This is a genomic window from Rhizobium sp. TBD182 (assembly GCF_001950375.1).
GTDB lineage: Bacteria > Pseudomonadota > Alphaproteobacteria > Rhizobiales > Rhizobiaceae > Agrobacterium > Agrobacterium tumefaciens.
Window position 1 is genome coordinate 1,194,467 of sequence record NZ_BDLN01000001.1, and the last position, 24,631, is coordinate 1,219,097.

General features: G+C 59.7%; 25 protein-coding genes. 15 read left to right on the plus strand and 10 right to left on the minus strand.

Annotation, left to right across the window (positions count from 1 at the left end; genetic code table 11):
- Positions 1-3: 3 nt before the first annotated feature.
- Together T18_RS06045 and hisS are read right to left on the minus strand one after the other, a co-directional pair.
- Positions 4-372 (minus strand): VOC family protein, encoded by a 369-nt coding sequence (locus T18_RS06045; protein ID WP_026330619.1) that lies wholly within the window; start codon positions 370-372, stop codon positions 4-6.
- Positions 373-376: 4 nt separating this feature from the next.
- Positions 377-1,900, minus strand: coding sequence for a histidine--tRNA ligase (gene hisS / locus T18_RS06050; RefSeq protein ID WP_038489960.1), 1,524 nt, complete (start codon positions 1,898-1,900; stop codon positions 377-379).
- 156 nt (positions 1,901-2,056) lie between these two features.
- Here hisS and T18_RS06055 point away from each other — a divergent pair, with 156 nt between their 5' ends.
- From T18_RS06055 to T18_RS06065, 3 genes are read left to right on the plus strand one after another with little or no spacing between them, the layout of a single operon-like run.
- Positions 2,057-2,284, plus strand: coding sequence for a DUF6290 family protein (locus tag T18_RS06055; protein WP_013635548.1), 228 nt, complete (start codon positions 2,057-2,059; stop codon positions 2,282-2,284).
- The gene (locus T18_RS06060) at positions 2,268-2,537 is read left to right on the plus strand and encodes a type II toxin-antitoxin system RelE family toxin (RefSeq protein ID WP_038489955.1); all 270 of its coding nucleotides are present in this window, start codon (positions 2,268-2,270) and stop codon (positions 2,535-2,537) included. The genes T18_RS06055 and T18_RS06060 overlap by 17 nt, the downstream gene beginning before the upstream one ends.
- Positions 2,538-2,543: 6 nt before the next feature.
- Positions 2,544-3,308, plus strand: coding sequence for a hypothetical protein (locus tag T18_RS06065; RefSeq protein WP_038489953.1), 765 nt, complete (start codon positions 2,544-2,546; stop codon positions 3,306-3,308).
- A gap of 51 nt (positions 3,309-3,359) precedes the next feature.
- On the opposite strand, the gene T18_RS06070 is transcribed toward T18_RS06065, so the two are convergent.
- Positions 3,360-4,277 carry a LysR substrate-binding domain-containing protein gene (locus tag T18_RS06070; RefSeq protein ID WP_004432220.1) on the minus strand — a complete coding sequence of 306 codons (918 nt, stop codon included), beginning with the start codon at positions 4,275-4,277 and terminating at the stop codon, positions 3,360-3,362.
- 82 nt (positions 4,278-4,359) lie between these two features.
- On the opposite strand from T18_RS06070, the gene T18_RS06075 reads away from it, so the two are divergent.
- The gene (locus T18_RS06075) at positions 4,360-5,403 is read left to right on the plus strand and encodes a YeiH family protein (RefSeq protein ID WP_019564245.1); all 1,044 of its coding nucleotides are present in this window, start codon (positions 4,360-4,362) and stop codon (positions 5,401-5,403) included.
- Positions 5,404-5,418: 15 nt separating this feature from the next.
- Here T18_RS06075 and T18_RS06080 read toward each other — a convergent pair whose 3' ends face one another.
- Entirely contained in the window at positions 5,419-5,862 is a 444-nt protein-coding gene (locus tag T18_RS06080) for a hypothetical protein (protein ID WP_038489949.1), read from the minus strand.
- A complete protein-coding gene (locus T18_RS06085; protein WP_013635543.1) occupies positions 5,859-6,488 on the minus strand; it encodes a DNA-3-methyladenine glycosylase I in 630 nt (209 codons plus the stop codon). The genes T18_RS06080 and T18_RS06085 overlap by 4 nt, the downstream gene beginning before the upstream one ends.
- Positions 6,489-6,725: 237 nt before the next feature.
- Here T18_RS06085 and T18_RS06090 point away from each other — a divergent pair, with 237 nt between their 5' ends.
- Entirely contained in the window at positions 6,726-7,499 is a 774-nt protein-coding gene (locus T18_RS06090) for a L,D-transpeptidase (RefSeq protein WP_004432233.1), read from the plus strand.
- 263 nt (positions 7,500-7,762) lie between these two features.
- Positions 7,763-8,422 carry an outer membrane beta-barrel protein gene (locus T18_RS06095; protein ID WP_013635541.1) on the plus strand — a complete coding sequence of 220 codons (660 nt, stop codon included), beginning with the start codon at positions 7,763-7,765 and terminating at the stop codon, positions 8,420-8,422.
- A gap of 237 nt (positions 8,423-8,659) precedes the next feature.
- Here the strand turns inward: T18_RS06095 and glcF are convergent, their stop codons facing one another.
- From glcF to T18_RS06110, 3 genes are all read right to left on the minus strand, one after another.
- Complete coding sequence (gene glcF / locus T18_RS06100; protein WP_004432239.1) at positions 8,660-9,961, minus strand: glycolate oxidase subunit GlcF; 1,302 nt, start codon at positions 9,959-9,961, stop codon at positions 8,660-8,662.
- 3 nt (positions 9,962-9,964) lie between these two features.
- On the minus strand, positions 9,965-11,167 hold the full coding sequence (gene glcE / locus T18_RS06105) for a glycolate oxidase subunit GlcE (RefSeq protein ID WP_038489944.1): 1,203 nt from the start codon (positions 11,165-11,167) through the stop codon (positions 9,965-9,967).
- A gap of 91 nt (positions 11,168-11,258) precedes the next feature.
- Positions 11,259-12,707 (minus strand): FAD-linked oxidase C-terminal domain-containing protein, encoded by a 1,449-nt coding sequence (locus T18_RS06110; protein ID WP_205756712.1) that lies wholly within the window; start codon positions 12,705-12,707, stop codon positions 11,259-11,261.
- Between the two features lie 98 nt (positions 12,708-12,805).
- Here T18_RS06110 and T18_RS06115 point away from each other — a divergent pair, with 98 nt between their 5' ends.
- Positions 12,806-13,705, plus strand: coding sequence for a LysR family transcriptional regulator (locus tag T18_RS06115; RefSeq protein WP_004432244.1), 900 nt, complete (start codon positions 12,806-12,808; stop codon positions 13,703-13,705).
- Positions 13,706-13,714: 9 nt separating this feature from the next.
- On the opposite strand, the gene T18_RS06120 is transcribed toward T18_RS06115, so the two are convergent.
- Positions 13,715-14,989 (minus strand): DUF3422 family protein, encoded by a 1,275-nt coding sequence (locus tag T18_RS06120; RefSeq protein ID WP_038489941.1) that lies wholly within the window; start codon positions 14,987-14,989, stop codon positions 13,715-13,717.
- A gap of 290 nt (positions 14,990-15,279) precedes the next feature.
- On the opposite strand from T18_RS06120, the gene T18_RS06125 reads away from it, so the two are divergent.
- The 7 genes from T18_RS06125 (at position 15,280) to T18_RS06155 (ending at position 22,956) form a co-directional block, all read left to right on the plus strand.
- A complete protein-coding gene (locus T18_RS06125; protein ID WP_004432249.1) occupies positions 15,280-16,053 on the plus strand; it encodes a FadR/GntR family transcriptional regulator in 774 nt (257 codons plus the stop codon).
- Between the two features lie 102 nt (positions 16,054-16,155).
- Complete coding sequence (locus T18_RS06130; protein WP_162163071.1) at positions 16,156-17,502, plus strand: glycosyltransferase family 4 protein; 1,347 nt, start codon at positions 16,156-16,158, stop codon at positions 17,500-17,502.
- A complete protein-coding gene (locus tag T18_RS06135; protein WP_038489931.1) occupies positions 17,499-18,269 on the plus strand; it encodes an HAD-IIB family hydrolase in 771 nt (256 codons plus the stop codon). Before T18_RS06130 ends, T18_RS06135 begins: the two co-directional genes overlap by 4 nt.
- A gap of 274 nt (positions 18,270-18,543) precedes the next feature.
- A complete protein-coding gene (locus T18_RS06140) occupies positions 18,544-18,984 on the plus strand; it encodes an NUDIX hydrolase (protein ID WP_013635535.1) in 441 nt (146 codons plus the stop codon).
- Between the two features lie 161 nt (positions 18,985-19,145).
- The gene (locus T18_RS06145) at positions 19,146-20,651 is read left to right on the plus strand and encodes an inorganic phosphate transporter (RefSeq protein WP_025592560.1); all 1,506 of its coding nucleotides are present in this window, start codon (positions 19,146-19,148) and stop codon (positions 20,649-20,651) included.
- A 20-nt stretch (positions 20,652-20,671) separates the two neighbouring features.
- Positions 20,672-21,409 (plus strand): 16S rRNA (uracil(1498)-N(3))-methyltransferase, encoded by a 738-nt coding sequence (locus T18_RS06150; protein ID WP_038489928.1) that lies wholly within the window; start codon positions 20,672-20,674, stop codon positions 21,407-21,409.
- A 173-nt stretch (positions 21,410-21,582) separates the two neighbouring features.
- Complete coding sequence (locus T18_RS06155; RefSeq protein ID WP_038489924.1) at positions 21,583-22,956, plus strand: glutamate--cysteine ligase; 1,374 nt, start codon at positions 21,583-21,585, stop codon at positions 22,954-22,956.
- A gap of 207 nt (positions 22,957-23,163) precedes the next feature.
- On the opposite strand, the gene T18_RS06160 is transcribed toward T18_RS06155, so the two are convergent.
- A complete protein-coding gene (locus T18_RS06160; protein WP_003515205.1) occupies positions 23,164-23,457 on the minus strand; it encodes a DUF1127 domain-containing protein in 294 nt (97 codons plus the stop codon).
- A 204-nt stretch (positions 23,458-23,661) separates the two neighbouring features.
- Here T18_RS06160 and T18_RS06165 point away from each other — a divergent pair, with 204 nt between their 5' ends.
- On the plus strand, positions 23,662-24,612 hold the full coding sequence (locus T18_RS06165; protein ID WP_003515204.1) for a LysR substrate-binding domain-containing protein: 951 nt from the start codon (positions 23,662-23,664) through the stop codon (positions 24,610-24,612).
- Positions 24,613-24,631 lie beyond the last annotated feature (19 nt).

A 24,631-nucleotide genomic window follows, 5' to 3' on the forward strand; every position in this document is an offset into this window, starting at 1 on the left:
TCGTCACGGTTCGAGCGGCTGCATCATTTCGATGCGGTTTCCGAAGGGATCAAGGACATAAAACCGGTGATATCCTTCGAGCGGCTCATCCTCAACCACATGGTAGCCTGCAGTTTCAAGTGTTTTTCGCAAGATACTGAGATCGTCTACCAGAAAGGCAGGATGGGCTTTTCTGGCAGGTCTGAAATCCTGATCGATGCCGAGGTGGAGTTTTATCGGTCCAGATGAGAACCAGCATCCGCCGCGCGCCGCCAGATTGGCGGGTTTTGCCTGCTCCGCAAAGCCGAGCAGGTCGCCATAAAAGGCGCGCGCCTCGTCTTCCCGGCCGACGGGCATCGCCAGTTGAAGGTGATCGAGCGCGAGGATCGCCATCGCCTCAGCGCCCTTCAGCGGCGCGGCGAACGTCCTCTGCGTGGTGCTCCAGAATCTCGCGAACCTTCGCCACCAGTTCGGCTTCTGGCGCGGTGATCTGTGCCACCCGCGCTTCGCGCCAGCTGGCATTGTCCTCAATCTCGCCGGAGAGGCGCTTGCCTTCGATCAGGTCCTTGATCTGCACCACGCCTTCGGCGCGCTCGTCACCACCCTGGATGATGGCGATGGGAGAGCCGAGACGGTCGGCATATTTCAACTGATTGCCGAATTTCTTCCAGTTGCCCTGGTACATTTCGGCGCGGATGCCCTCTGCACGCAGCGCCTGTGTGAAGCGCTGGTAACGGCCCATGCTGTCCACATCGCCATCCATGACGGTGATGAGAACCGGGGCGAGCGGCTTGACCTGACCGAGTTTGCCGAGGTTCTTCAAGGCCGTCATCAGACGGGAAACACCGATGGAGAAGCCTGTTGCCGGAACTGGCTGACCCATGAAGCGAGAGACGAGACCATCATAACGGCCGCCACCGCCGACCGAGCCAAAGACGACCTTTTCGCCCTTTTCGTTGGTGACGTCGAAGGTCAGTTCGGCCTCATAGACAGGGCCGGTGTAATATTCGAGACCGCGCACGACGGAGGGATCGATCTTGATACGCGTCGCATCGTAACCGGCACCGGAAACCAGAGAGCCGATGATGTTCAGTTCATCGACGCCTTCCGCGCCTTTGGATGTGCCCGCAACCAGTTGTGCGAGATCATCGGCGCTTTCCGCATAATCCTTGATGCCGACGAAAAACAGAACCTTTTCGATCTGCTCTTCACCGAGACCCGCACCCTTGGTGAAATCGCCGGACTCATCCTTACGGCCAGGACCGAGCAGCAGCTTCACACCATCAGGGCCGAACTTGTCGAGCTTGTCGATGGCGCGCAGCACGTTCAGGCGACGACCGGCATTTTCCTCTCCACCAAGGCCGATGGCCTCCATGACGCCGTCCAGCACCTTGCGGTTGTTGACGCGGATGACATAGTCACCGCGCGCAATGCCAAGCGCTTCCAGCGTATCGGCCATCATCATGCACATTTCGGCATCGGCCTGCACACCGGCAGCACCGACCGTATCGGCATCGAACTGCATGAACTGGCGGAAGCGGCCGGGGCCGGGCTTTTCATTGCGAAACACATAACCGGCGCGATAGGTACGGTAGGGTAGCTGGATTTCGTTGAAATTTTCCGCGACATGGCGGGCAAGCGGTGCAGTGAGATCGTAACGCAGGCTCATCCACTGGTCGTCGTCATCCTGCAGCGAAAATACGCCCTCGTTCGGACGGTCGCTATCAGGCAGGAATTTGCCGAGCGCATCGGTATATTCAAACAGCGGTGTTTCCACCGGATCGAAGCCGTAAAGCTCGTAGACCTTGCGGATCTTGTCGATCATTTCATTGGTGGCATGGATATCGGCAGCAGAACGGTCCACGAAGCCGCGCGGCAGGCGGGCTTTCAGTTTCTGAGGCTTTTTTGCTTTTTCGCTCATGATGCCAATCCGATATTTTCCTGAAATTATGCCGGTGTATTAGATGATGAAGCCCGGTGCGGCAAGCCGCAAAGCCTCTGGTTCTACTGGCCGCACGGGGCAAACAATGCTATATGGGATGCATGTATCCCATTTTAGTCGAAAAGGGCGCTAGCAATGAGCAAACAGACTGCCATCCGCCTGCCGGACGAGACCTATGAACGGCTGAAAGCGCTTTCCGAGCGCACGGGCCGTACGTCCGCATACTATATCCGCGAAGCGATTGAGAAACATATTGAGGATATGGAAGATCTCTATCTAGCCGAAGAGGCGACGCGGCGCATCCAGCGCGGTGAATCAAAGGTGGTAAGCGCCGAGGAGTTCTGGCGTGATCTGGACAATTGAATACGATGTTCTTGTCCAGAAAGAGATGCGGAAAATCGATCCGCAGACGCGTCAGCGTATCCGCGCTTTCCTTCAAGAGAGAGTAGCTGCGCTCGACAATCCCCGCCAGACAGGTGCCGCCCTGCAAGGCTCAGAACTCGGCAGCTTCTGGCGTTACCGGGTAGGCGATTACCGTATCATCTGCGATATACAGGACCACAAGCTTGTCGTGCTGGTGGTGGAAATTGGCCATCGCCGCGAAATTTACCGTTAGGCATCAATGATCCTCGAAGCCCTGCAATATGCCGCCACGCGTGCGGCCACGCCGAAACCATTCCGGCCGCATATCCGCTATTCCGTCAATCTATGGGCGCGCGCCAATCGCTGCGCAACAGCATGGGCGGAGCATGAAAACAACAGCCAGCAATTTGTGCTGCAATCGGTGAGAAAACTCAAACAGAGACGGACGGCGGTGGTGCTCGGGTCGGGTCTGCTGCGCGACGTGCCATACGATGCGCTGGTGGCGATGTTCGATACCGTGGTTCTGGTCGATCTGGTGCATCTTGCCAGCGTGCAGGCGAAGCTACGCTTCAATTCCAAAAAGAATGTGCGCATCGTCAACCGCGATCTTTCCGGTTTTGACGATATCGTTGCCGGTAAAGAACCGGAACCGCTCGAGTTCCTGCGGCGGGTGCCCTATCTGGATTTCGTCGTCTCGGCCAACCTCCTGTCACAGATCGGCACCGGCGCGCGGCATCGGCTGGAGCGGGAGAAGATTGCCGGCGCGCCTGATGACCTTTTGCCGAGGCTCATTCAGACGCATCTGGATGCGCTGGCCGCCCTTCCCTGCAAGGTGTGCCTGGTAACGGACACATCCTTTGACGTTATCGGCAAAGACGGCAGCCTGCACCAGCACGAGGACTTGCTGCACGGCGTTGATCTGTCCGCGCCGGCCGCCGCATGGGAATGGCCACTCGCTCCGTTGGGAGAGGAAAGCAGGGACTATCGAATCGTTCATCACGTCGTTGCGCATGAGTTAACGTGATAGGCTCTGCCCGCGCACCGCGATCCCGATAATGCCGCGCGGCCTTTCGACCTACAAACCGGCAAGACCGGCCTTGTAGTCCTCCGAGGCGGCACGGCTGAGGCGTTCCAGTTCCATGGCGGCACGGCTGGTGTGACGTTCCTTGTGGCGCAACAGAGCAAAATTGCGGGCGGGCAGATCGATGCCGGCGCGGACCAACAATCCCTGGCGTAAGAAGAGGGAAGCGACGGAAGCGGAAACCGCTGTCGCCGCGCCGCCGGAGCGTGCCGCCATCACCACGGCCTCGTTGGAGGGCAGTTCCAGCATCACGGAAAGATCTGCAGGGTCGACACCCATCTGCCGCACCGCCGCCTCGAAGGCGGAGCGGGTGCCGGAGCCCTGTTCGCGCAACACCCAGGACGTTCCGTATAGAATATCGAGGGCGGTGAGATAACGGCCGTCGGCGAAGGGGTGGGCGGAGCCGGTGACGACCAGAAGCTTGTCGGATACCACGGGCTGCACCATCAGCGCCGGCTCGTCGATCTTGCCCTCGATGAAGCCGACCTCAGCCAGCCCATCGAGCACGGCCTGCGTTACCGTTTTCGTATTGCCGATATCGAGTTTCAGCGTCACACCCGGATAGAGCTTCTTGAATTGCATCAGGATCGGCGGCAGCCAGTAGCTGGCAATGGTCTGGCTGGCGCATACGGTGATTTCGCCGCGCGTCAGACCGCCCATTTCGGAGAGAATCAGTTCGGCGCTGCGCACACGCGCCAGCGTCGCCCTGGCCTCACCCAGAAACACCCGTCCGCTTTCGGTCAATTCGATATTGCGGCCGACGCGATGAAACAGCTCGACATTATAAAAGGCCTCGAGATTCTTGATCGCGGAACTGACGGCGGAAGCGGTCAGACCGATCGCCTGCGCGGCCCTTGTCAGGTGCTCGCGTTCGGCGACGGCGATGAAAATGCGGAGTTGTTCAAAGGTCATGGCTTTTTCATTCGATTTTATCGAATAATATATGCCATATTATTTGATAGAATAAAACATGCCATTCCGGCATTGTCTGGCCATGGCACAGCATCGCACCCTCACTCATCCCTTCCAGTCTTCTTTTCGTTCGCTGACCCCGCTTCTGCCGGGCATTCTGCTTTGCGCGGCGGTCAGTTGCGCTGCCATTCTGGCGGAACGCTTTCAGGTGCGGCTTGCCGGACATGCATGGCTCGGCGATCTGGTGCTGGCTATTCTGATCGGTACACTTTTGCGTTCGCTCGTGTCGCTGCCAGCGGTTGCTTCGGCCGGCATCAAGTTCAGTGCCAAGACCCTGCTCGAGATAGCGGTGGCGCTTCTTGGCGCATCCTTGAGCCTTGCCATTCTCAAAGGCGCCGGCGGTTTGCTGATCGGCGGCATCGCTGTCATCGTCGCCCTGTCGCTGATCTTCAGCTATGCCGCCGGGCGGATGCTGGGGCTGCCACCCAAACTCGCAACCCTTATCGCCTGCGGCAATTCCATCTGCGGCAATTCGGCCATCGCGGCGGCAGCGCCCGCCATTGGCGCCAAGCCAGAAGATGTCGCCGCCTCGATTGCTTTTACAGCCGTTCTCGGTGTCGCCGCCGTTCTGCTGATGCCGTTTCTGCCGCAGCTTCTCGGTCTTGATGCCACCCAGTATGGCATCTTCGCGGGCCTGACGGTCTATGCCGTACCGCAGGTGCTAGCTGCCACCGCCCCGCTCGGCGCCGTTGCGGTGCAGACCGGGACAATCGTCAAGCTCATACGCGTCCTGATGCTGGGGCCGGTCATTGCTGCCCTCTCCGTCATCCACGGCCAGTCCGGCAAGGGCCGGCTGAAGTTGCAGCAGATGGTTCCGTGGTTCATCATCTGCTTCGTGCTGATGATCATGGCCCGTTCCTTCGGCCTTATTCCCGAGGTTCTGCTAGGCCCCCTCGCCTCGCTCTCCAACATCCTCACCATCATGTCGATGGCGGCACTTGGTCTGTCGGTCGATATTCGCAGCCTTCGCCATGCCGGCGGCAAGGTCATCGTCGCCGCCAGCCTCTCGCTCGTGCTGCTTGGAATCTTGAGCTTCGGCCTGATCGCGCTGACGCAAACGGCCTGAATGTGCGGCGGGCCGTTATTTCTGAGTGCTGACCGTCAGGATATAATGCGCGCCGAGCCCGCGACGCGGTGATCCCAGGATAAGCGTCGGGCGGATCAGCCATTCGGTATCCGCCTTCGGCGTCAACGTGGCGATTTTACCTTCGGAGTCGCTGAAAAAGATCGCGTCCTGATCCGGCGTCGAAAAATCAAAGATCGCCATCAGGACAAATTCGCTGGAAGAGGTAAGCTCGACCTTCATCGTCTGCCCGGCCTTGACCTTCAGGCGGTAGACATCGCCACGGCCGCGCCGTGTCCAGCCATCTAGTTTCAGCGGCCCGGTGGGCGGCAGGGCAACTTCCTTGAGCCTTTCGCCGTCGTCCAGCCAGATGCCGTCGACGTTGCGGCTTTCCGCAGAGGATGGATGCGGCACGGCCGCCACGGCCATGGCAAAAGCCAGAAAAAGGGACTTTGCTTTCATGGACGTACAAACTCCCGCCGCATGGCCTCGATCGGCTCACGGCAATGACAGCCTTCGATATGATCGTTGACCATACCCATGGCCTGCATGAATGCATAGACGGTCGTCGGGCCGACGAAGGTCCAGCCGCGCTTTTTCAAATCCCTGGAAAGACGAATGGACGCGTCGCTGGTGGGGTTGGCCCTTAACGTCGCATAGTCCAGCCTTTGCGGCCTTTCTGCGGCGGAAGGCTCGAACCCCCAGAAATAATGGGCAAGCGAACCGAATTCGTCCCGGAGCGCTATGGCGCGACGGGCATTGTTGATGGTCGACACGATCTTGCCGCGATGACGGATGATGCCCTTGTCCGCAACACAGCGCTCAATGTCGGCTTCACCGAACTGCGCCACTTTTTCGAATTCGAAATTGGCAAAGGCAAGACGGAAAGCCTCGCGCTTGCGCAACACCGTCAGCCAAGAGAGCCCGGACTGGAAGCCCTCGAGACATATCTTCTCGAACAGGCGGCGATCGTCGGTGACGGGATAACCCCATTCTCTGTCATGGTAGCGGCTGTAATCCTCAAGTCCCTGCTGCCAGAAACACCGCACGCGGCCATCCGCGCCCGTTTCAAGTCCCGCCTCGTTCATACCGCAACCACCCTTTTTCGCTCCCGCCCGTGACCGGCGTGATGCGCGCACTTACCACTCATTCACCACGTTTCAAAACGGGTCGCTAACCTTAAATCCAGCTTTTTCTAATCAAGCGCTTTTTAATGAACAGCCATTTACGATTCGCTGGCGTCAAGGTGCGAACGTAGCCGGCAAGGCGGGCGAATGATCCCGCAATTGCTATTGTTGCGACATACCGCAGAGAGAGTCCACCCGATGACGATGAAGTCCGTTTTTCTGGCGCTGAGCCTCGTTTCCACCTTCGCCGCCCCTGCCGCCGCAGCTGGTGAGCGTTACCGGGAGCGCCCGCCTGTCGTCGTCAGTCCAGACCTTTCCGCCCCCTGGGTAACGCAGCTTGGTGGCGGCAATGTGCGGCCAGTGGTTTACCCGCGCGCGCCAGCAGCCCGCCAGCCTTTCTTCCAGCAGCGCCAGGCCGCCATGCCACAGCGCCCAAGCTCCGGCGTCACCTCGCAGCGCCCGGCCCGGGTACAGAACGCCGCCGTTCGCCCGAATGCGCCGGTGCGCACGCAGATCGCCCCGCAATTCCTGCCCCAGATCGTGAGCTACCAGACCACCCAGAAGCCCGGCACCATCGTCATCGATACGCCGAACCGCTTCCTCTATCTCGTCATGGCGGATGGCAAGGCCCGCCGTTATGGCGTCGGCGTCGGCAAGCCCGGTTTCGAATGGGCCGGAACACACAAGGTGACCCGCAAGGCGGAATGGCCGAGCTGGACGCCCCCGAAAGAAATGATCAGCCGCGAAGCGACGAAGGGACACTACCTTCCGGCCTTCATGGAAGGCGGCCCTGCCAATCCGATGGGCGCGCGCGCCATGTATCTCGGCTCCACGCTTTACCGCATCCACGGTACCAATCAGCCCTGGACGATCGGCAGCAACAACTCCTCAGGCTGCATCCGCATGCGCAACGAGGATGTCACCGATCTTTACGAGCGTGTGAACGTCGGAACAACCGTCATTGTGATATGACGGCAACGGTGCCGCTAATACGCGGACTTGCAGCCGACACCACGGCAGATCGCGCTTGAATTGATGTCCCGCAGCGGTACAATCGCTACTAGATTGATTGAAGGAGACTTGGCGGGGGACGCCAGGCGCCGGACCTCTCTCAGGGGGATGATGGAACGGCCTTGAAACGGGTGGTCAACTGACCGCCCGTTTTTCGTTTCTGTCATTTAAATGTTACTAAAAAGCGGTTTGGTGTGTCCTCAACACCAAACTGGATTCTCCCCATGCTGCGCCACGTTTCCATTCTTTGCGCCCTGCTGCTCAGCGGCGTTTCCTTCTCTTCCGCAATCGCGGGGGAATTTGAATTTTCCGGTTACGGCGGCTGGCAAAGCGCCCCGCACAGCGATGTCACGGTTTCGGACGGAACGGACTTCCGGGCGGGGTGGGAAGGCAAGTCATTTTCGAGCCCTGCCTATTGGGGGGTGCGCGGCACCTACTGGTTCGAGGAAGGCCAGCTCAACAATCTCGGCATCTCGCTCGATTACACCCACGACAAGGTCTATGCCGACGACCAGACGCTGGCGCGTTCCGGCTGGTCGCATTTCGAGTTCACCGACGGCCTGAACCTTTTGACGCTGAACGCGCTCTATCGTTTCCCGCTGGAGACCTGGCGCCTGACGCCTTACGTGGGCGCGGGCGTTGGCATCAACGTGCCGCATGTGGAGGTTACCCGGGCTTCCGGCAAAACCTTCGAATACCAGTTCGGTGGCGCAACCCTGCAGGCGCAGGCCGGCCTTAGCTACCGCATAACCGACAACTGGTCGACCTTCGTGGAATATAAAGGCACCTACTCCTTTATCGACGTGGATATCGACAATGGCGGCAAGCTGAAAACCGATATCATGACCAATGCGGTGAACTTCGGCGTGGCCTACAAGTTCTAAAGCTGGGATGGAAATAGAGGGCGCTTTCCGACAGGGTGCCAAGCTACCCTCAAACCTCACTCCTGTGCTTGTCACAGGAATACATCCGACGCGCGTCTGCGCTTCGAGAAGAGACATTCAAGCCCAAGGACCTGGGCTGACTGGATCCCTTCGACAAGCACAGGGATGAGGAGAGCGAACGACGCACCGGCCCGAACCTTGTGTCGGGTCCCATGGCCCTTACAAGCGAACGGCGCTCTAAGCCAAAAGCCTCGCGGGTTTCGGTCCGCCATAAGCCCAGTCCAGCAGCTCGACCGTGTGCAGGATCGGCATTTCCGTGCCAGTCGCGATCTGCGTGATGCAGCCGATATTGCCGGTGGCAATGACATCCGCGCGTGTGGCCTCGATGTTCCTCACCTTGCGCGCCTTCAGCTTTCCTGAGATCTCCGGCTGCATGATGTTGTAGGTTCCGGCCGACCCGCAGCAGAGGTGCCCTTCCGCCGGATCGCGGACGGTAAAACCAGCCGCTTTCAGCAATTGCTTCGGTGCCATGGTGATCTTCTGGCCATGCTGCATGGAGCAGGCCGAATGATAGGCAACCGTTAGGCCCTGGCTTTCCTTTTGCGGCAGGTCGAGCGTGGCAAGATATTCGGTGATGTCCTTCGCGAGTGCCGATACCCGTGCGGCTTTGTCCGCATAGGCCGGATCAAGCCGTAGCATATGGCCGTAGTCCTTGATGGTCGTGCCGCAGCCGGATGCGGTGATGATGACGGCATCGAGGCCGCCATTTTCCATTTCACGCATCCATACATCGACATTGCGGCGGGCGGCGGCGAGCGCCTCGGCCTCGCGCCCCATATGGTGCACCAACGATCCGCAGCAGCCTTCCCCCTTCGGCACGACAACCTCCACGCCAAGCCGCGCCAGAAGACGCAGCGTCGCCTCGTTGATACCAGGGTCAAGCACCGGCTGGGCGCAGCCGGTAAGAATGGCGACACGTCCACGCTTTTCACCTTCGGCTGACCGTTCACCCGGACGGGCAGAAGCTGAAACGGCGGGCACGGAAGCCGGGGCGAGAGCGAGCATGGATTGCAGCGGTTTCAGCGCGGGAAACTTCGCGAGCACACCGGCGAAGGGTCGCGTGATCCGTGCCAGATGCAAGGCCAGCCGGAAGCGACCGGGATAAGGCAGAACCGCAGCCAGAAGATTGCGGGTCAGGCGGTCCATGAAGGGACGTTTATAGGTTTGTTCGATATGGGCGCGGGCGTGATCGACCAGATGCATGTAGTCGACGCCGGACGGACAGGTGGTGGTGCAGGCAAGGCAGGACAGGCAGCGGTCGATATGGGTGACGACTTCGCGGTCCGCCGGGCGGCTATTTTCCAGCATGTCCTTGATGAGGTAGATGCGGCCGCGCGGACTGTCCAGCTCATTGCCAAGCGTGACATAGGTGGGACAGGTGGCGGTGCAGAAGCCGCAATGCACACATTTGCGAAGGATTTTTTCGGATTCCGCCACATGCGGATCAGCCAGTTGCTCGGGCGTGAAGGATGTTTGCATGGTTCAGACGGCCCTTCCCATCTTGCCAGGATTGAAGATGCCCGCTGGATCGAGCTTTTCCCTGATGCGCGCAGACAATATGGCCTCCGCCGCCGGGCGCGGTTCGAATGCCGGCACGGTGGCGCGCACCGCGTCGCTCGCCCGCATCAAGGTGGCGTGCCCGCCGCCGAGCGCGCGGATGGCACCGCGCAGCAATTCCGCTTCCGGGTCCGCCTCCATCTGCATCCAGATGAGACCACCCTGCCAGTCATAAAAGGCATCGATGCCCGCTTCCATGCGCAAGGCAGCAACCAGCCTGTGGCCTTCGCTCGGCGCGACCGAGACTTTCCAGAGCGGTTTGGCATCTTGCCCGGCATAGGGCGCGACATTCCGCACCTGCCGCCATAAAACAGCACTCTCCTCGCCTTCCAGCAGCGCCCATGGGCCAACCCGATCCATGACGGAAAGGAGTTTCGCCGCGCGCGCCTCGACGGAAGCCCCGAGCCCTTCCAGCCGCAGGATTGTCGCCGGACCTTCCGGCAGCGCGCCTGCGATGAAATGGGAGCGAACGCTTTCCGGCAGATGGGCCGCACCGGAAACCTCGACGCTCATCGCCATCGCCGCCGCCATAATCCGCGTCGCGGCCTCGTCGTCCAGACCGGAGACAACCACGGTTTTTTCCGCTGGCGGTTTCGGCAACACGCGGAAGGTTACTTCCGTGAGAAAACCGAGCGTGCCGTGTGAACCCGCCAGAAGCTTCGAAAGATCTAGCCCGGTGACATTCTTCATCACCCGGCCACCAGCCTTGATGACTTCCGCCTTTCCATTGACGAAACGAATGCCGAGCAGGCTGTCACGCGCCGCACCAGCCACATAACGGCGCGGGCCGGAAACATTGGCAGCAAAGACGCCGCCGATGGTCGGCTCGCCTGTGGTTCCCATGATCGGGCGGTGGTCCATCGGCTCGAAGGCCATCATCTGCCGGTTTTCGGCAAGGGCGGCCTCGACGGTGGCGAGCGGTGTGCCTGCTTTGACCGTCATGACCATTTCGGCAGGGTTGTAGGCGATGATGCCAGACATTGCGCGGGAGGAAAGCGTTTCATCTGCCTCGACCGCATTGCCGAAACCGGAGCGGGTGTTGCCGCCGATGATTTTCAGCGGGGTTTTTCGGGTTGTGTGGTCGCGGATGATGTCGGCGACCTGGGTTTCTGCATAGGGGGTCAGCATGGGGTGCGCTCCGAGCAAGAGATACCCTCCTCTGCCCTGCCGGACACGGAGGGGTGAGCCGCACCCACCAAGGCTACAAAGCTAAAGTACATCATCCCCTCCCCTCCAGCGGGAACACCTTGGAAGGGTTCATCAACCAGCCCTCGTCAAAAGCAGCGCGAACCGCCATCTGCTGGGCAAGATCAGCCTCGGCATATTGGTGCCGCATCAGGTCGCGTTTTTCGATGCCGACACCGTGTTCGCCGGTGAGGCAACCGCCCGCATCGACGCAGAGCTTCAGGATTTCATTGCCCGCCTCTTCGGCCCGGGCGGCGTCTTGCGGATCGTTGGCGTTGAACAGGATCAGCGGATGCATGTTGCCATCGCCCGCATGAAAGACATTCGCGACGCGAAGGCCGAGGCGGTCGGTGATTTCGCTTGTTTTTTTCAGCACATAGGAAAGCTGGGAAAGCGGCACCGTGCCATCCATGCAGATATAGTCCGCGATGCGGCCCGTTGCGCCGAAAGCGGATTTCCGGCCCTTCCAGATCGCCGCGGCCTCCATGGCCGACTGGCATTCCCTGACCGTCTTCACGCTGTGTTTTTTCGCAATGGCGACAATATCGGCCAGCATGGCGTCCATTTCCGCCTCCGAGCCTTCGACCTCGACGATCAGCAGCGCGCCGACATCCAGCGGATATCCGGCCTTGGCGAAGGCCTCGCAAATCTCGATTGCCGGCTTGTCCATGAATTCGATGGCGACAGGAATGATGCCCGCGCCGATGATATCGGCCACGCAGGAGCCAGCTTCTTCGGAGGTTTCGAAACCAAACAGCACCGGGCGCGCGCCCTCCGGCTTGGCAATCAGCCGCACCGTCGCCTCGGTGACGATGCCGAGCTGGCCTTCCGAACCACAAACGAGGGCGAGAAGATCGTAACCGGCGGCGTCAAGATGCTGGCCGCCCAGCTCCATCACCGTGCCATCGACAAGCACCATTTTTACGCCGAGCAGATTATTGGTGGTGACACCGTATTTCAGGCAGTGCGCACCGCCGGAATTCATGCCGACATTGCCGCCGATGGTGCAGGCAAGCTGGGAGCTTGGGTCCGGCGCATAAAAGAAGCCTTCCGCACCGGCCGCATCGGAAATGGAGAGATTGGTGACGCCCGCCTGTACCCTTGCCGTGCGATTGTAAAAATCGAGTTCGAGGATCGCGGACATCTTCGAAAGGCCGATCACCACCGCATCTTCCTGCGGAATGGCGCCGCCGGAAAGCGAGGTGCCCGCGCCGCGCGGCACGACAGGAATGCCGTAACGGTGACAATATTTCAGCACCGCTGCGACCTCTTCGGTGGTCTTCGGCAAGGCGACGGCCAGCGGCAGGTGGCGGTAGGAGACGAAAGCGTCGGTCTCGAAAGGCACGAGCTCACGCGGCTCGTGCACGAGACAGTCCTCGGCCAGGATATCCTTCAGATCGGATATGATGCGGTCACGGCTCGATAAAACCGCCGCACGCGGCTCCAGAAACTTGATTGGCTGCGTCACCGCCCCCTCCTCCATGCACGTCTTGCCAAGTGGTATTGTTTCTTTACCACTTTGAAGGAGCGCAATCAAATGCTAAGGATTTTTTCCGTTCTGGAAATAGTCGGGAGGCAACTGTGACAAATCTGGGCGATCTGGAGGTCTTCGCAACCGTTGCCGCCTCCGGCAGCATGTCGCTTGCCGCCAAGGAGCTTGGTTATTCGCCCGCTGTTATTTCCAAGCGTATCAAGCGGCTGGAAGAAAAGCTCGGCGCACGGCTGTTCCAGCGCACGACAAGGCAGATCTCACTGACCGAAGCGGGCCAGGGCTTTTACGAACGGGTACTTGCCGTGCTGGAAGGGCTGGAGGATGCCGAGGATTTCGTGTCTGGGCGCGCCAACACCGTCAACGGCACGCTGAAAATCTCAGCTCCCACCTCCTTCGGTCGCATGCATATTGCGCCGCATCTGAAGACGTTCATGGAGCGCCACCCGGACCTGTCGGTCAATCTGGTGCTCAGCGACGAATTCATCGATATTATCGAAGGTGGTTACGATCTGGCGATCCGCATCGCCGATCTCAATTCCTCCAGCCTCGTCGCCCGCCGGCTGGCGCCGGTGCGCCGCGTGCTATGCGCCTCGGCGGAATATGTCACTGCCCACGGCATGCCGGCGACGATCGAGGACCTTAAGAAGCACCGCTGCCTGCCGGCCCACAATAACGATATCTGGCGATTGGAAGGACCGGGCGGGGCGCTCAGCATCCGCCCGGAAGGCATGCTGGTCACCAATTCCAGCGAAGTGATCCGCGAGGCGGTGATATCGGGACTGGGAATTGCGTTGCGCTCCACCTGGGATATCGGCCACGAATTGCGCGCCGGCCGACTGGTGCAGGTTCTACCCAGCTATGAGGGATCGCGAAACGTCACGCTGTCGGCGGTCTATCCAAGCCGCCAGTTCCTGCCCGCGAAGGTGCGGCTGTTCATCGACTATCTCGCCGGACTTTACGGCCCCTCACCCTATTGGGAGCATGATTGACGCCGGTATTCAGTGCCCGCCCTCGACATGGGAGCGGCGAATTCGGCGCACCACCCACCAGACGCCAAAGACGGCCAAGGGAACGGAAAGGCCGGTGACCACGGCTGGATCAACCGGCAGCACGTCGTGGCTGATCGCCTTGGTGAGATAACCGATCAATCCGACGACGTAATAGGAGATGGCGGCGACCGACAGGCCTTCCACCGTCTGCTGCAGGCGAAGCTGCATGGCGGCGCGCTTGTTCATGGTGTTCAGGAGCACCGTGTTCTGCCGTTCCAGTTCCACGTCGATCCAGCTTCTGACGAGTGCCGTGGCGCGATAGAGCTTGCGCGACAGGTTGGCCTGCCGCTCCTCGACCGACTGGCAGGTGCGCATGGCGGGCGCCAGACGCCTTTCCAGAAAGCTGCCCATGGTCTCGTGCCCCTGAACCGGCGTTTCCGCAAGCGCGCGAATACGTTCACGCACGATGCCGTCATAGGCGCGGCTGGCGCCAAAACGATAGAGGCTGAGCGCGGCATTGGCTTCCAGTTCCGCCGCAAGCCGGGTCATCTCCGCCAGCAGCGCATCGGCCTCGTCGCGCGCGCCGTTTTTCATGCGCTGGGTGATTCCCGTCAGGCCATCTTCGATGCGACGGATTTCCGGCGACAGCGTCTGCGCCATCGGCAGTCCGAGCATGGCGAGCGTGCGATAGGTCTCGATATCCAGCAGCCGCTGCACCAGCGCACCGCGGCTGTAATCGCTCAAGCCACGGTCGATCACCAATATCTGCGTCAACCCGTCGCGATCCTGACGGAAATCGGTGAGGATCGCCGCCTGCCCGTCGCGCACGTCGCTGTAACAGAGGCTCGTCGGCTCGAACATGGTCTCCGCATTGGGGGCCGTTGCGCCCTCTGGACGGATTTCCAGCCGTATGCCTGATATCAGGGAGCCGGGTGGTGAAAAACCGTCGCCGAACGGATCGCCGACAATATCGCCGCCGAATTTTTCCGGCGCGGGGCCATCCCAGAACCATGTCGAGAATTCGGTATGCCGCTCCCAGCGCAGCGTACCCTGCCCCCAGGGCATGGCATGGTGGCGGGCATCGAGTTCCGGCGGCGCGACACCCCGGCTGCGCGACATTTCCGCAATGACCGAGTGATGCACGGCAGAACCGCCATCCATCATGAAGGCAAGCTGGACGATGATGCGCGACGGCGCAAGAAGCACGGTCGGCCGCGCATGAACCTCGCCGAGAGCCAGCGATCTTTCCGGCGCGCTTGCGAAAGCAAATCTACCCTTGGCCATAGCGATATCGTCCCCGCCTGTTTCGCCGGTTTTCTAGAACATCCATCGCGATGACGACACCGCAATCGAAGCAGATGTAATTGTTTTGATGCACCTGACGGAGAAAACCCGCCATTACCACCCTGTGCGGGTGCTTTAACAAAAGCCAGTTTAAAAAGGCAGGTGCCGTGTTGCCGCAGGCATGGCGCAGAGCTTACGGCAGAACTGGACAGAATATTTGACCAGTGCGATGCTTCGCTGATAATTTGCCCCATCGAATACGGGGCGGGACTTCGCCGGAGAATGTTGCGATGGACGAAACACTGTTCGCCCGAATAGAGCACAGCCGCACATCGCAGGAGGTGATCTTACGTTTCGAGGAGCTCATCCTCGACGGCATATTGCGGGATGGCGACCGGCTGCCCGGCGAGCGTGAACTGGCGCAGAAGCTCGATGTCTCGCGGCCAATCCTGCGGGAAGCGCTGAAGGAACTCGAAACGCGCGGCCTTCTCACCAGCCGGCACGGCGGTGGGACTTATGTGGCCGATATTGTCGGTCCGGTCTTTTCCGATCCCTTGAGCGCGCTGATCACACGCCACAGCCGCGCCACGCGGGATTTTCTAGAGTATCGCCGATATATCGAAGGCATGACCGCCGAACTTGCGGCACAGCGGGCGACGGAACCGGACAGGCGCAACCTTGCGGCTATCGTCGAAAAAATGCGGGAGGCGCATGAGGCTGGCCGCTTCGAAGAAGAACTTGCAAGCGATGTGGAATTTCACAACGCCATCGGCGAGGCGGCACATAATATCGTGCTGATGCACACATTGCGGTCCTGCTACCGGCTCCTGAGCGACGACATCTTCTATAACCGCCATCTCATATTCAGTGTCGCAGGTGCGCATGACGAAGTGCTGAGACAGCATATCGCCATCCACGAGGCCATTGCGGGCGGTAATGCGGCAGGGGCAAGGGCTGCGGCGGAAACCCATATCGATTTCATCGTGGACACCACATCAAAGGCGCATCAGGCAAGGGAATGGGACCGGATTTCACGCCTGCGACAACAGCAGCGCAACGCCTGAAAACAGCTTCAGACGAAATGCGGCATCGCTTTTCTTCAGATTTTATGGAACCTTTTGTCCTCTTTGGTCTTTTTCTGGGGTTAATTGGAAAAATTTACCAAGATGGGACCCATGACGACCACGAGCGAAACTGAACGCTATCCAAGGATAGCTCTCATATCGACGCATGGCTATGTCGCCGCGCACCCGCCACTCGGCGCAGCGGACACCGGGGGACAAGTGGTTTATGTGCTTGAGCTTGCACGCAAACTCGGCCAGCTCGGTTACACCGTTGATCTCTATACCCGCCGCTTCGAAGACCAGCCGGAATTCGACGAGGTTGACGAGCGCGTCCGTGTGGTGCGCATTCCCTGCGGCGGGCGCGATTTCATTCCCAAGGAATATCTGCACCGCCACCTGATGGAATGGTGCGAAAACGCGTTGCGCTTCATCAAGAAAAACAACCTCAACTACTCTTTCATCAACAGCCACTACTGGGATGCGGGCGTTGCCGGGCAGCGGCTTTCCGAGGCGCTGAAAGTCCCGCATCTGCACACGCCGCATTCGCTCGGCCTCTGGAAAAAACGCCAGATGGAAACCGATTACCCGGAAAAGGCCGATACCTTCGAACTTGAGTTCAATTTCAAGGAACGTATCCAGCACGAACTCATCATCTATCGCAGTTGCGACATGGTGATTGCGACGACGCCGGTGCAACTCGACGTCCTGATCGAAGATTACGGTCTGAAGCGCAAGCACATCCACATGATCCCGCCGGGTTATGACGACAACCGATTCTTCCCCGTCTCGGATGCGACGCGAAAAATGATCCGGCAGCGTTTCGGTTTCGAGGGCAAGGTGGTGCTGGCGCTTGGACGCCTTGCCACCAACAAGGGTTACGACCTTTTGATCGACGGCTTCTCGGTTCTTGCGGCGCGCGAACCGGAAGCCCGCCTTCATCTGGCCGTCGGCGGCGAGAATATGGACGAGCAGGAGACCACCATTCTCAATCAGCTGAAAGAGCGGGTCAAATCGCTCGGGCTGGAGGACAAGGTGGCGTTTTCCGGCTATGTCGAGGACGAGGATTTGCCTGATATCTACCGGGCAGCCGATCTTTTCGTTCTGTCGAGCCGTTACGAGCCATTCGGCATGACCGCAATCGAGGCGATGGCGAGCGGAACTCCGACCGTGGTAACCATCCACGGCGGGCTGTTCCGCGCCGTCAGCTACGGCCGCCACGCGCTGTTTGCCGATCCTTTCGATAAGGAAGACCTCGGCATCACCATGATGAAGCCGTTCAAGCACGAGCGGCTGTATGGGCGGCTTTCCCGCATGGGGGCCCACAAGGCGCGCAGCCTTTTCACCTGGACGGGAATCGCGCAGCAATTGCTGGCGCTGGTGGAGGGCAGGCCGCTGATGCCGGTTCTGGAAGAATCCGATTGGGCAGAGCCATGGAACGACGGCGATTGAAACCGCTTCGCCTGTTTTCCACCGATCTCGACGGAACCGTCGTCGGCGATAACGCCGCTACACGCCGGTTCCGCGATTTCTGGTATTCGCTGCCGGACGATCTTCGCCCGGTTTTGGTCTTCAATAGCGGCAGGCTGGTCGATGACCAGCTCGCCCTCTTGGAAGACGTCCCTTTGCCGAGGCCCGACTACATTATCGGCGGGGTCGGCACCATGCTGCACGCAAGAGAGCGGGGCGAGCTTGAAAGCGCCTATATGCATTCGCTCGGTACGGGTTTCGACCGGCAAAAGATCGCCGATGTCATGGCCGGCCTGCCGGGTGTGACCATGCAGGCGGAACGCTATCAGCATGGCCTCAAATCCAGCTGGTTCTTGCATGGTGCGGATGAGAAGACGCTCAGTGATATCGAAGCCACACTCGTTGCGGCGGATATCGATGCCCGGATCGTCTATTCCAGCAACCGCGACCTCGACATATTACCCAAGGCCGCAGACAAGGGTGCGGCATTGGCGTGGTTATGTGGACAACTGCACATTGGTCTCGACGAATCAGTGGTTGCGGGCGATACTGGCAACGATCGGGCGATGTTCGAGTTGAATGGTATTCGCGGTGTGATCGTTGGCAATGCCTTGCCGGAGCTTCTTTCGCTGGCGAACCATGACAGCCGTTTTTTCCTCTCGCGCGCGACCGAAGCTGACGGTGTGATCGAAGGTCTCCAGAATTGGGGATTGCACACTGGCCAACGCAGTTCCGGCAATAATTCATAGCGGTTTTGCGTTCTGAATAGCGTAAAACAGAAAAAATGCAGTATTTCCGCGATCGGTCGCTGACGGTTACGTACCGGGCAAAGCCTTCGTTCGCACCCCTGCCACATACCCTGCTGCCTACGATCTTCAACGGCATGAAGACAATCGTGGGTTATGCGTGAGAGGGGATTGGCGGGACATAAAGGATATCTATATTAGCAGTTATGACTAACAGGCGAAGAAGGATCCACACGGATTGAAGATTTTGAATCGATTGGCGACAGATGTAGGCTTGATGTTGCGCAGACCGCCGCGACAGCAATATGCAGCGCTGTGCTATCGATCGTCCAAAAAACATCATGAGCCGGAAGTCCTGTTGCTGACAAGCAGGGATACGGGGCGCTGGGTCATTCCCAAAGGCTGGCCCATGGCCAACAAGAAGGCGCATGCCGTTGCCGAACAGGAAGCCTACGAGGAAGCCGGTGTCAAAGGCAGGGTGGATAAGGCCCCCTTCGGCTTTTATGAGTATGAGAAAAAGCTGAACAGCGGCATCAATGTGCTGTGCAAGGTTCAGGTACATCTGCTCGAAGTGGCGGAGCTGCAGGACAGCTTTCCCGAGAAGGATTCCAGACGACTTGAATGGGTCACTCCCGAAGAGGCCGCCAAACGGGTTAACGAGCCGGAACTGAAAGCGCTCATGCTCACTTTCGACAAGCGGATGGCGCTTTCGAAATAGCGTCCACGCCCGAATAGTGGCAATCTGCAGTTTGTTTTTCCAACATGGCTTTTACTGTCTTTCATTTTGGAAAGATGTGCGAGATGTAACAGTCTTTCTGTAAATTGCCTTCAGCCCGCGACATTGCCGGACGAATGGGAATGCTGGCGAACGAGGTCTGAATGGCAATAAAGCCGCCACCGAACATGAAGCCGACGCTCGACAAGGATCTCGAGAAGATCACCCGTGTCGAAGAGGCGACGCTGCACGTCACGCAGCAGCTTGCCGGCCTTGGTGCGGGGGTGATGTTCGTTGTTCTGGCGGCGATATTTGCCGGCGCCTTCGTCACGGGTACGGCGGGCGCCGTCATCATCATCGCAGCCGTTGCCATCGGCGCCTATATGGCAATCAACATCGGCGCGAACGATGTGACAAACAATGTCGGCCCGGCGGTCGGCGCCAAGGCGATGCCGCTTGCAGCGGCACTCATCATCGCCGCCATCTGCGAGATCGCGGGTGCCTTGATCACCGGCGGCAACGTCGTCGAGACCATTTCCAGCGGCATCATCAACATCCAGACCATTCCCGACCGCACCGTGTTTTCCTGGGCTATGTTGTCGGCCCTTCTCGCCGCCGGTCTTCTCGTCAATATCTCGACCTGGACGAAAGCGCCGATTTCCACCACCCATACGGTGGTTGGCGGCGTTGCGGGGGCTGGAATGGCGGCCTATGGCATCCGGGCAGTCGACTGGCTGTCGCTTGGCAGCATCGCCTTTGCCTGGGTTCTAGCGCCCTTTATAAGCGCGGCCATCGCCATCGCCCTCCTTGCCTTCATCAAGGAATTCATCATCTACCGGGAGGACAAGATCGACGCCGCGAAGCGTTGGGTTCCTGTTCTGATCGGCATCATGACCGGGGTCTTCACCGCTTATCTCATCTGGGTGGGGCTGAGGCAGATCGTGCATGTCTCGCTTGGCCATGCAAGCGGCATCGGGCTTTTGACCGGCCTCGTCGCCTGGCGGCTGTGCGTGCCGATCATCCGCAAACAATCGGTGGGATTGGAAAACCGCAACCAGTCGCTTCGAACCCTGTTCCAGTGGCCGCTCGTTCTTGCGGCTGGCCTCATGTCCTTCGCGCATGGGGCAAATGACGTTTCGAACGCCATCGGCCCGGTGGTGGCAATCGTGCGGGCACTGCACGACGAGGCAGTGGAGACGTCCGCCCGCGCGCCGCTCTGGGTGATGCTGGTCGGCGCATTCGGGCTTTCCTGCGGTATTCTTCTCTATGGCCCGCGCCTCATCCGCCTTGTCGGTGAACAGATCACCAAGCTCAACCCGATGCGCGCTTTCTGCGTTTCCGTGGCTACGGCTCTGACGGTTCTCGTCGCCTCACGCTTCGGCCTGCCGGTCAGCACCACCCATACGGCGATCGGCGCCGTGTTCGGCGTCGGCTTCTTCCGCGAATGGTACACGCAGGCGTCTCGACGGCGGCAGGAACTCGTCCAGGCCGGCACCAGTCAAATCCGCCGGGCCGATCGATATCTGGACAATCCTTCCGAGATACGCCGCCGTTATCTCGTCCGGCGATCCCACTTCATGACCATCATCGCCGCCTGGCTGGTAACCGTTCCCGCAAGTGCTACGCTTGCAGCACTGTTATATTGGCTTATGTCCTTCCTCTTTCTCTGACGCTGAAACAGAAAAGTCCCATGCGAGCAAATTTCCGGATGCAACGCCTGTTCGTCGAAACCCCGCTTGTTGCGGGCGCGGCGCAGGAAGCAACGACCGAACAGTTCAATTATCTCGCCAATGTGCTGCGCATGACCGATGGCGCGGAAATCCTGCTGTTCAACGGTCGCGACGGGGAATGGAAGGCGAGGCTCTCCTTTCCGAGCCGCAAGAAGATCACCCTCATCCCTCTGGAACAGACACGGCCCCAGCCGCCGGCATCAGATCTGCACTACCTGTTTGCGCCGCTGAAAGTCGGACGCATGGATTATCTGGTGCAGAAGGCGGTCGAAATGGGGGCCGGTCTTTTGCAGCCGGTGATGACCCAGCATGTGCAGGGCAAGATCCACAATACCGAAAAGCTGCGCGCCAATGCCATCGAGGCCGCCGAGCAATGCGGCATCCTGTCGTTGCCTGACGTGGCCGAGCCGGTGAAACTGAAAGACATGCTCGAGACCTGGCCCCAGGATCGACGGATCATCTATTGCGACGAGGGCGACGCGGGCCAAAATCCGCTGCCTGTCCTGCAATCCATCAAGGAACGCAAAATCGCTCTTCTGGTCGGCCCGGAAGGCGGGTTTTCCGAAGAGGAAAGAGAGTTGCTGCGCAGCCTTGCCTTCGTCACCCCCATTCCGCTCGGGCCGCGTATCCTCAGGGCCGATACGGCTGCGGTCGCAGCACTTGCGGTCATTCAGGCATCGATCGGCGACTGGAATTGACCTATCTGGCACATGTCTTTATCGCAAAACCGCTGCACAGTTTTACGCGACATGCGCTGAACCATTGCGCTTCATGCATCTTTAAAAGAAATTCATTTGCCTCCGGATACGATCCGGCTCTATCTGCCACACATATGCCTCGCCGCAACAGAGACGTCATAACAAGGTAAGCCATGGCACGCGATACGACCGACCAGACACCCCTCTCCTCCGTCACGGAGCTTACAGATTATCTGGCCGGCGGTTGCAGAGCTGAAGCCGACTTCCGCATTGGCACCGAGCACGAGAAATTCGCCTTTTTCCGCGAGGGCAACCGGCCGGTTCCCTATTTCGGCGAGGCCAGCATTTCCGCTCTGCTGAAGGGCATGCAGGAAAAGCTCGGCTGGGAGCCGATCATGGATGGTGAAAACATCATCGGACTTGGCGAACAGCACGGCATGGGCGCCATATCGATCGAGCCGGGCGGCCAGTTCGAACTGTCAGGTGCCCCGCTCGAGAACCTGCATCAGACCTGCAAGGAATCCAACCAGCATCTGGCGACCCTGCGCGAAGTGGCGGAGCCGATGGGCATCCGTTTTCTCGGCATTGGTGGCAGCCCGCTGTGGAGCTATGACGAAACACCGCGCATGCCGAAATCGCGCTACGCGATCATGACGCGCTACATGCCGAAGGTCGGGACCAAGGGTCTCGACATGATGTACCGTACCTGCACCATTCAGGTTAACCTCGACTTCTCTTCCGAAGCGGATATGCGCCAGAAGATGCGCGTTTCCATGAAGCTCCAGTCGCTGGCAACCGCACTGTTTGCATCCTCGCCCTTTACCGAAGGCAAGCCGAACGGCCTGCTTTCCTGGCGTGGCGATATCTGGCGCGATACCGACAATCGCCGCTCCGGCGTGCTGCCCTTTACCTTCAATGACGATTTCGGCTTCAAGGATTATGTCGAATGGGCGCTGGATGTGCCGATGTATTTCATCGTGCGCGACGGCAAGTATCACGATTGCACCCATGTCACCTTCCGCCAGTTCATGAACGGGGCGTTAAAGGGTGAAATCGCTGAATGGGAACCGACCATGGGTGACTGGACGAACCATCTCTCCACGCTGTTCCCCGATGTGCGCCTGAAGCGCTTTCTGGAAATGCGTGGTGCCGATGGCGGCCCATGGAGACGCATCTGTGCCCTGCCCGCTTTCTGGGTCGGCCTTCTCTATAATCAGGAAGCGCTTGACGCAGCCGATGCGCTGACAGCCGGCTGGAGTTTCGATGAGGTCATCGCCCTTCGCAATACCGTGCCGGCCAAGGGGCTGGCCGCGGAGATCGCTGGCAAGCCGCTTCTCGGTTTCGCCCGCGAGGTGCTCGACATTTCCCGCACCGGCCTCAAGAACCGCAACCGGCTGAACGGCGAAGGCCAGGACGAAACCGTGTTCCTATCCTCGCTGGACGAGGTTCTCGCCAAGAAGACCACGCTCGCCGAAGATCTGCTTGCGCTCTATAACGGCCGCTGGGGTGGATCGGTGCTGCCAGTATTCGATGAATATCAGTATTAAAACATTCCGCTGAAACTGCGCAGCGGCTTTACGTCCGGACAATGCGCAAGACAGGCAAGGCGTTGCCATAAAAAAACCCGGTGCGGCCGAGGGGCCTGACACCAGGCAAAGGCAGGGTTATTGGCAAATCACCCTGCGGGGAAAACCTTATCGGTTCGCAAGCAATCCCGGCGTCTGGAGGTACGCCGGAATTGCACGAACACAAGCCTAGAGCGTCTTGAACCGCGTGACTGAGCGCGTGCGCGCGGCGCGGGTCAGATGGGCGGTCGGATCTTCGAGCAAGCCGGTATTGAGCGCGTTGGTCACATCCGAGCGCGCCAGCCCGATATCGGCGAGCAGGCGATCGTCAAGCTCCGTGAGACCATTTGCGACGATACGATTGTAGATGCGCTGCACAAACGTTTTCACGGTGGAAGCAACGCCGAAAGCGATGCGACGCAGGGTGTCGCTCTGCTGGCCGGTTGCGAATTCCAGTTCCATTTTCCGTTCTGCCGTGCGCATAACAATGATCCTTCCGTAACGGCACGATGCGGCACCGCTCCCGACGCACCGTGCGCGGGAAGCTGCCTTGGGTTGGGGGCCTGACGATGTGCCCGCCCCGGGGTTGAGATTGATTTGCTGGGTGTCAAAATGTCGCAAGACTATTGATCAGTCCAACGAATGTTTCTAATGTGAGACATCAATCATTCTGATGGATGAGTATCAATGTCCGCACCTCTCGACATAGACCAGCTGCACACCTTCATCGCCATTGTCGATACCGGCAGCTTTACCAAGGCCGCTGAGCGCGTTTTCAAGACGCAATCCGCCGTATCCATGCAGATGCGGCGGCTTGAGGAGCGGATCGGCAAACAGCTCTTTGCAAAGGACGGGCGCGGCAACCGCCTGACGGCCGAGGGCGAGAAACTGATGAATTATGCCCGCCGCATCATTCGCCTTAACAACGAGGCGATTGCGGCCTTCGATGACAACAGGCTCGAGGGCACGTTGCGTATCGGCACCCCGGACGACTATGCCGACCGCTACATGCCAGAGATCATCGGGCGTTTCGCCAAGACGCATCCGAATGTCGAGCTTTACATCGTCTGCGAACCTTCGGTGAGCCTTGCCGAAAAAATGGCGCGCGGCGAGCTGGATATAGCACTCGTCACCCACAATCCCCGCGCCCGCTCCTCCGATGTCGTGCGCACCGAGCCGCTCTGCTGGGTCACCTCCGCGAACCATCCGCTGAAGGATGATGCGCCAGTGCCGCTGGCTGTCGGCCGGCGCGACTGTCACTGGCGCCAACTTGCCTGCTCGGCGCTCGATGCCGACGGGCGGGATTATCAGGTGCTGTTCACCAGCTGGTCTTCCACCGTGGTTGCCGCCGCCGTGCTGGCAGGCATGGCGGTTTCCGTGCTGCCGGAATCGGCGCTGCGTACCGGCATGAAGGTTTTGACCGCCTCGGACGGTTTCCCACCGCTGCCGCCGGTCCAGATCGGCCTGATGAAACGGCCGGGCCTGTCGCCCTCGCTGGTGAACGCCATTACAGACCACATCACCGCCTGCCTCGACAACATCTCTCCGATGAACGTCGCCGATGAGCTGGATAACGATGTGAAGACCTACCCGAAGATGCCGCGCCTGCGCGCCGGGCACATGCTGCCGGGCTGGTGAATGGGCGCGCAAATGCGGG

Excerpts from the sequence above, each read along its gene's own strand:
- T18_RS06045 (WP_026330619.1), bottom strand. The coding sequence starts at position 372 with ATGGCGATCCTCGCGCTCGATCACCTTCAACTGGCGATGCCCGTCGGC.
- hisS (WP_038489960.1), bottom strand. The coding sequence starts at position 1,900 with ATGAGCGAAAAAGCAAAAAAGCCTCAGAAACTGAAAGCCCGCCTGCCG.
- T18_RS06055 (WP_013635548.1), top strand. The coding sequence starts at position 2,057 with ATGAGCAAACAGACTGCCATCCGCCTGCCGGACGAGACCTATGAACGG.
- T18_RS06065 (WP_038489953.1), top strand. The coding sequence starts at position 2,544 with ATGATCCTCGAAGCCCTGCAATATGCCGCCACGCGTGCGGCCACGCCG.
- T18_RS06070 (WP_004432220.1), bottom strand. The coding sequence starts at position 4,277 with ATGACCTTTGAACAACTCCGCATTTTCATCGCCGTCGCCGAACGCGAG.
- T18_RS06075 (WP_019564245.1), top strand. The coding sequence starts at position 4,360 with ATGGCACAGCATCGCACCCTCACTCATCCCTTCCAGTCTTCTTTTCGT.
- T18_RS06080 (WP_038489949.1), bottom strand. The coding sequence starts at position 5,862 with ATGAAAGCAAAGTCCCTTTTTCTGGCTTTTGCCATGGCCGTGGCGGCC.
- T18_RS06085 (WP_013635543.1), bottom strand. The coding sequence starts at position 6,488 with ATGAACGAGGCGGGACTTGAAACGGGCGCGGATGGCCGCGTGCGGTGT.
- T18_RS06090 (WP_004432233.1), top strand. The coding sequence starts at position 6,726 with ATGACGATGAAGTCCGTTTTTCTGGCGCTGAGCCTCGTTTCCACCTTC.
- T18_RS06095 (WP_013635541.1), top strand. The coding sequence starts at position 7,763 with ATGCTGCGCCACGTTTCCATTCTTTGCGCCCTGCTGCTCAGCGGCGTT.
- glcF (WP_004432239.1), bottom strand. The coding sequence starts at position 9,961 with ATGCAAACATCCTTCACGCCCGAGCAACTGGCTGATCCGCATGTGGCG.
- glcE (WP_038489944.1), bottom strand. The coding sequence starts at position 11,167 with ATGCTGACCCCCTATGCAGAAACCCAGGTCGCCGACATCATCCGCGAC.
- T18_RS06110 (WP_205756712.1), bottom strand. The coding sequence starts at position 12,707 with ATGGAGGAGGGGGCGGTGACGCAGCCAATCAAGTTTCTGGAGCCGCGT.
- T18_RS06120 (WP_038489941.1), bottom strand. The coding sequence starts at position 14,989 with ATGGCCAAGGGTAGATTTGCTTTCGCAAGCGCGCCGGAAAGATCGCTG.
- T18_RS06125 (WP_004432249.1), top strand. The coding sequence starts at position 15,280 with ATGGACGAAACACTGTTCGCCCGAATAGAGCACAGCCGCACATCGCAG.
- T18_RS06130 (WP_162163071.1), top strand. The coding sequence starts at position 16,156 with ATGGGACCCATGACGACCACGAGCGAAACTGAACGCTATCCAAGGATA.
- T18_RS06140 (WP_013635535.1), top strand. The coding sequence starts at position 18,544 with ATGTTGCGCAGACCGCCGCGACAGCAATATGCAGCGCTGTGCTATCGA.
- T18_RS06145 (WP_025592560.1), top strand. The coding sequence starts at position 19,146 with ATGGCAATAAAGCCGCCACCGAACATGAAGCCGACGCTCGACAAGGAT.
- T18_RS06150 (WP_038489928.1), top strand. The coding sequence starts at position 20,672 with ATGCGAGCAAATTTCCGGATGCAACGCCTGTTCGTCGAAACCCCGCTT.
- T18_RS06155 (WP_038489924.1), top strand. The coding sequence starts at position 21,583 with ATGGCACGCGATACGACCGACCAGACACCCCTCTCCTCCGTCACGGAG.
- T18_RS06160 (WP_003515205.1), bottom strand. The coding sequence starts at position 23,457 with ATGCGCACGGCAGAACGGAAAATGGAACTGGAATTCGCAACCGGCCAG.
- T18_RS06165 (WP_003515204.1), top strand. The coding sequence starts at position 23,662 with ATGTCCGCACCTCTCGACATAGACCAGCTGCACACCTTCATCGCCATT.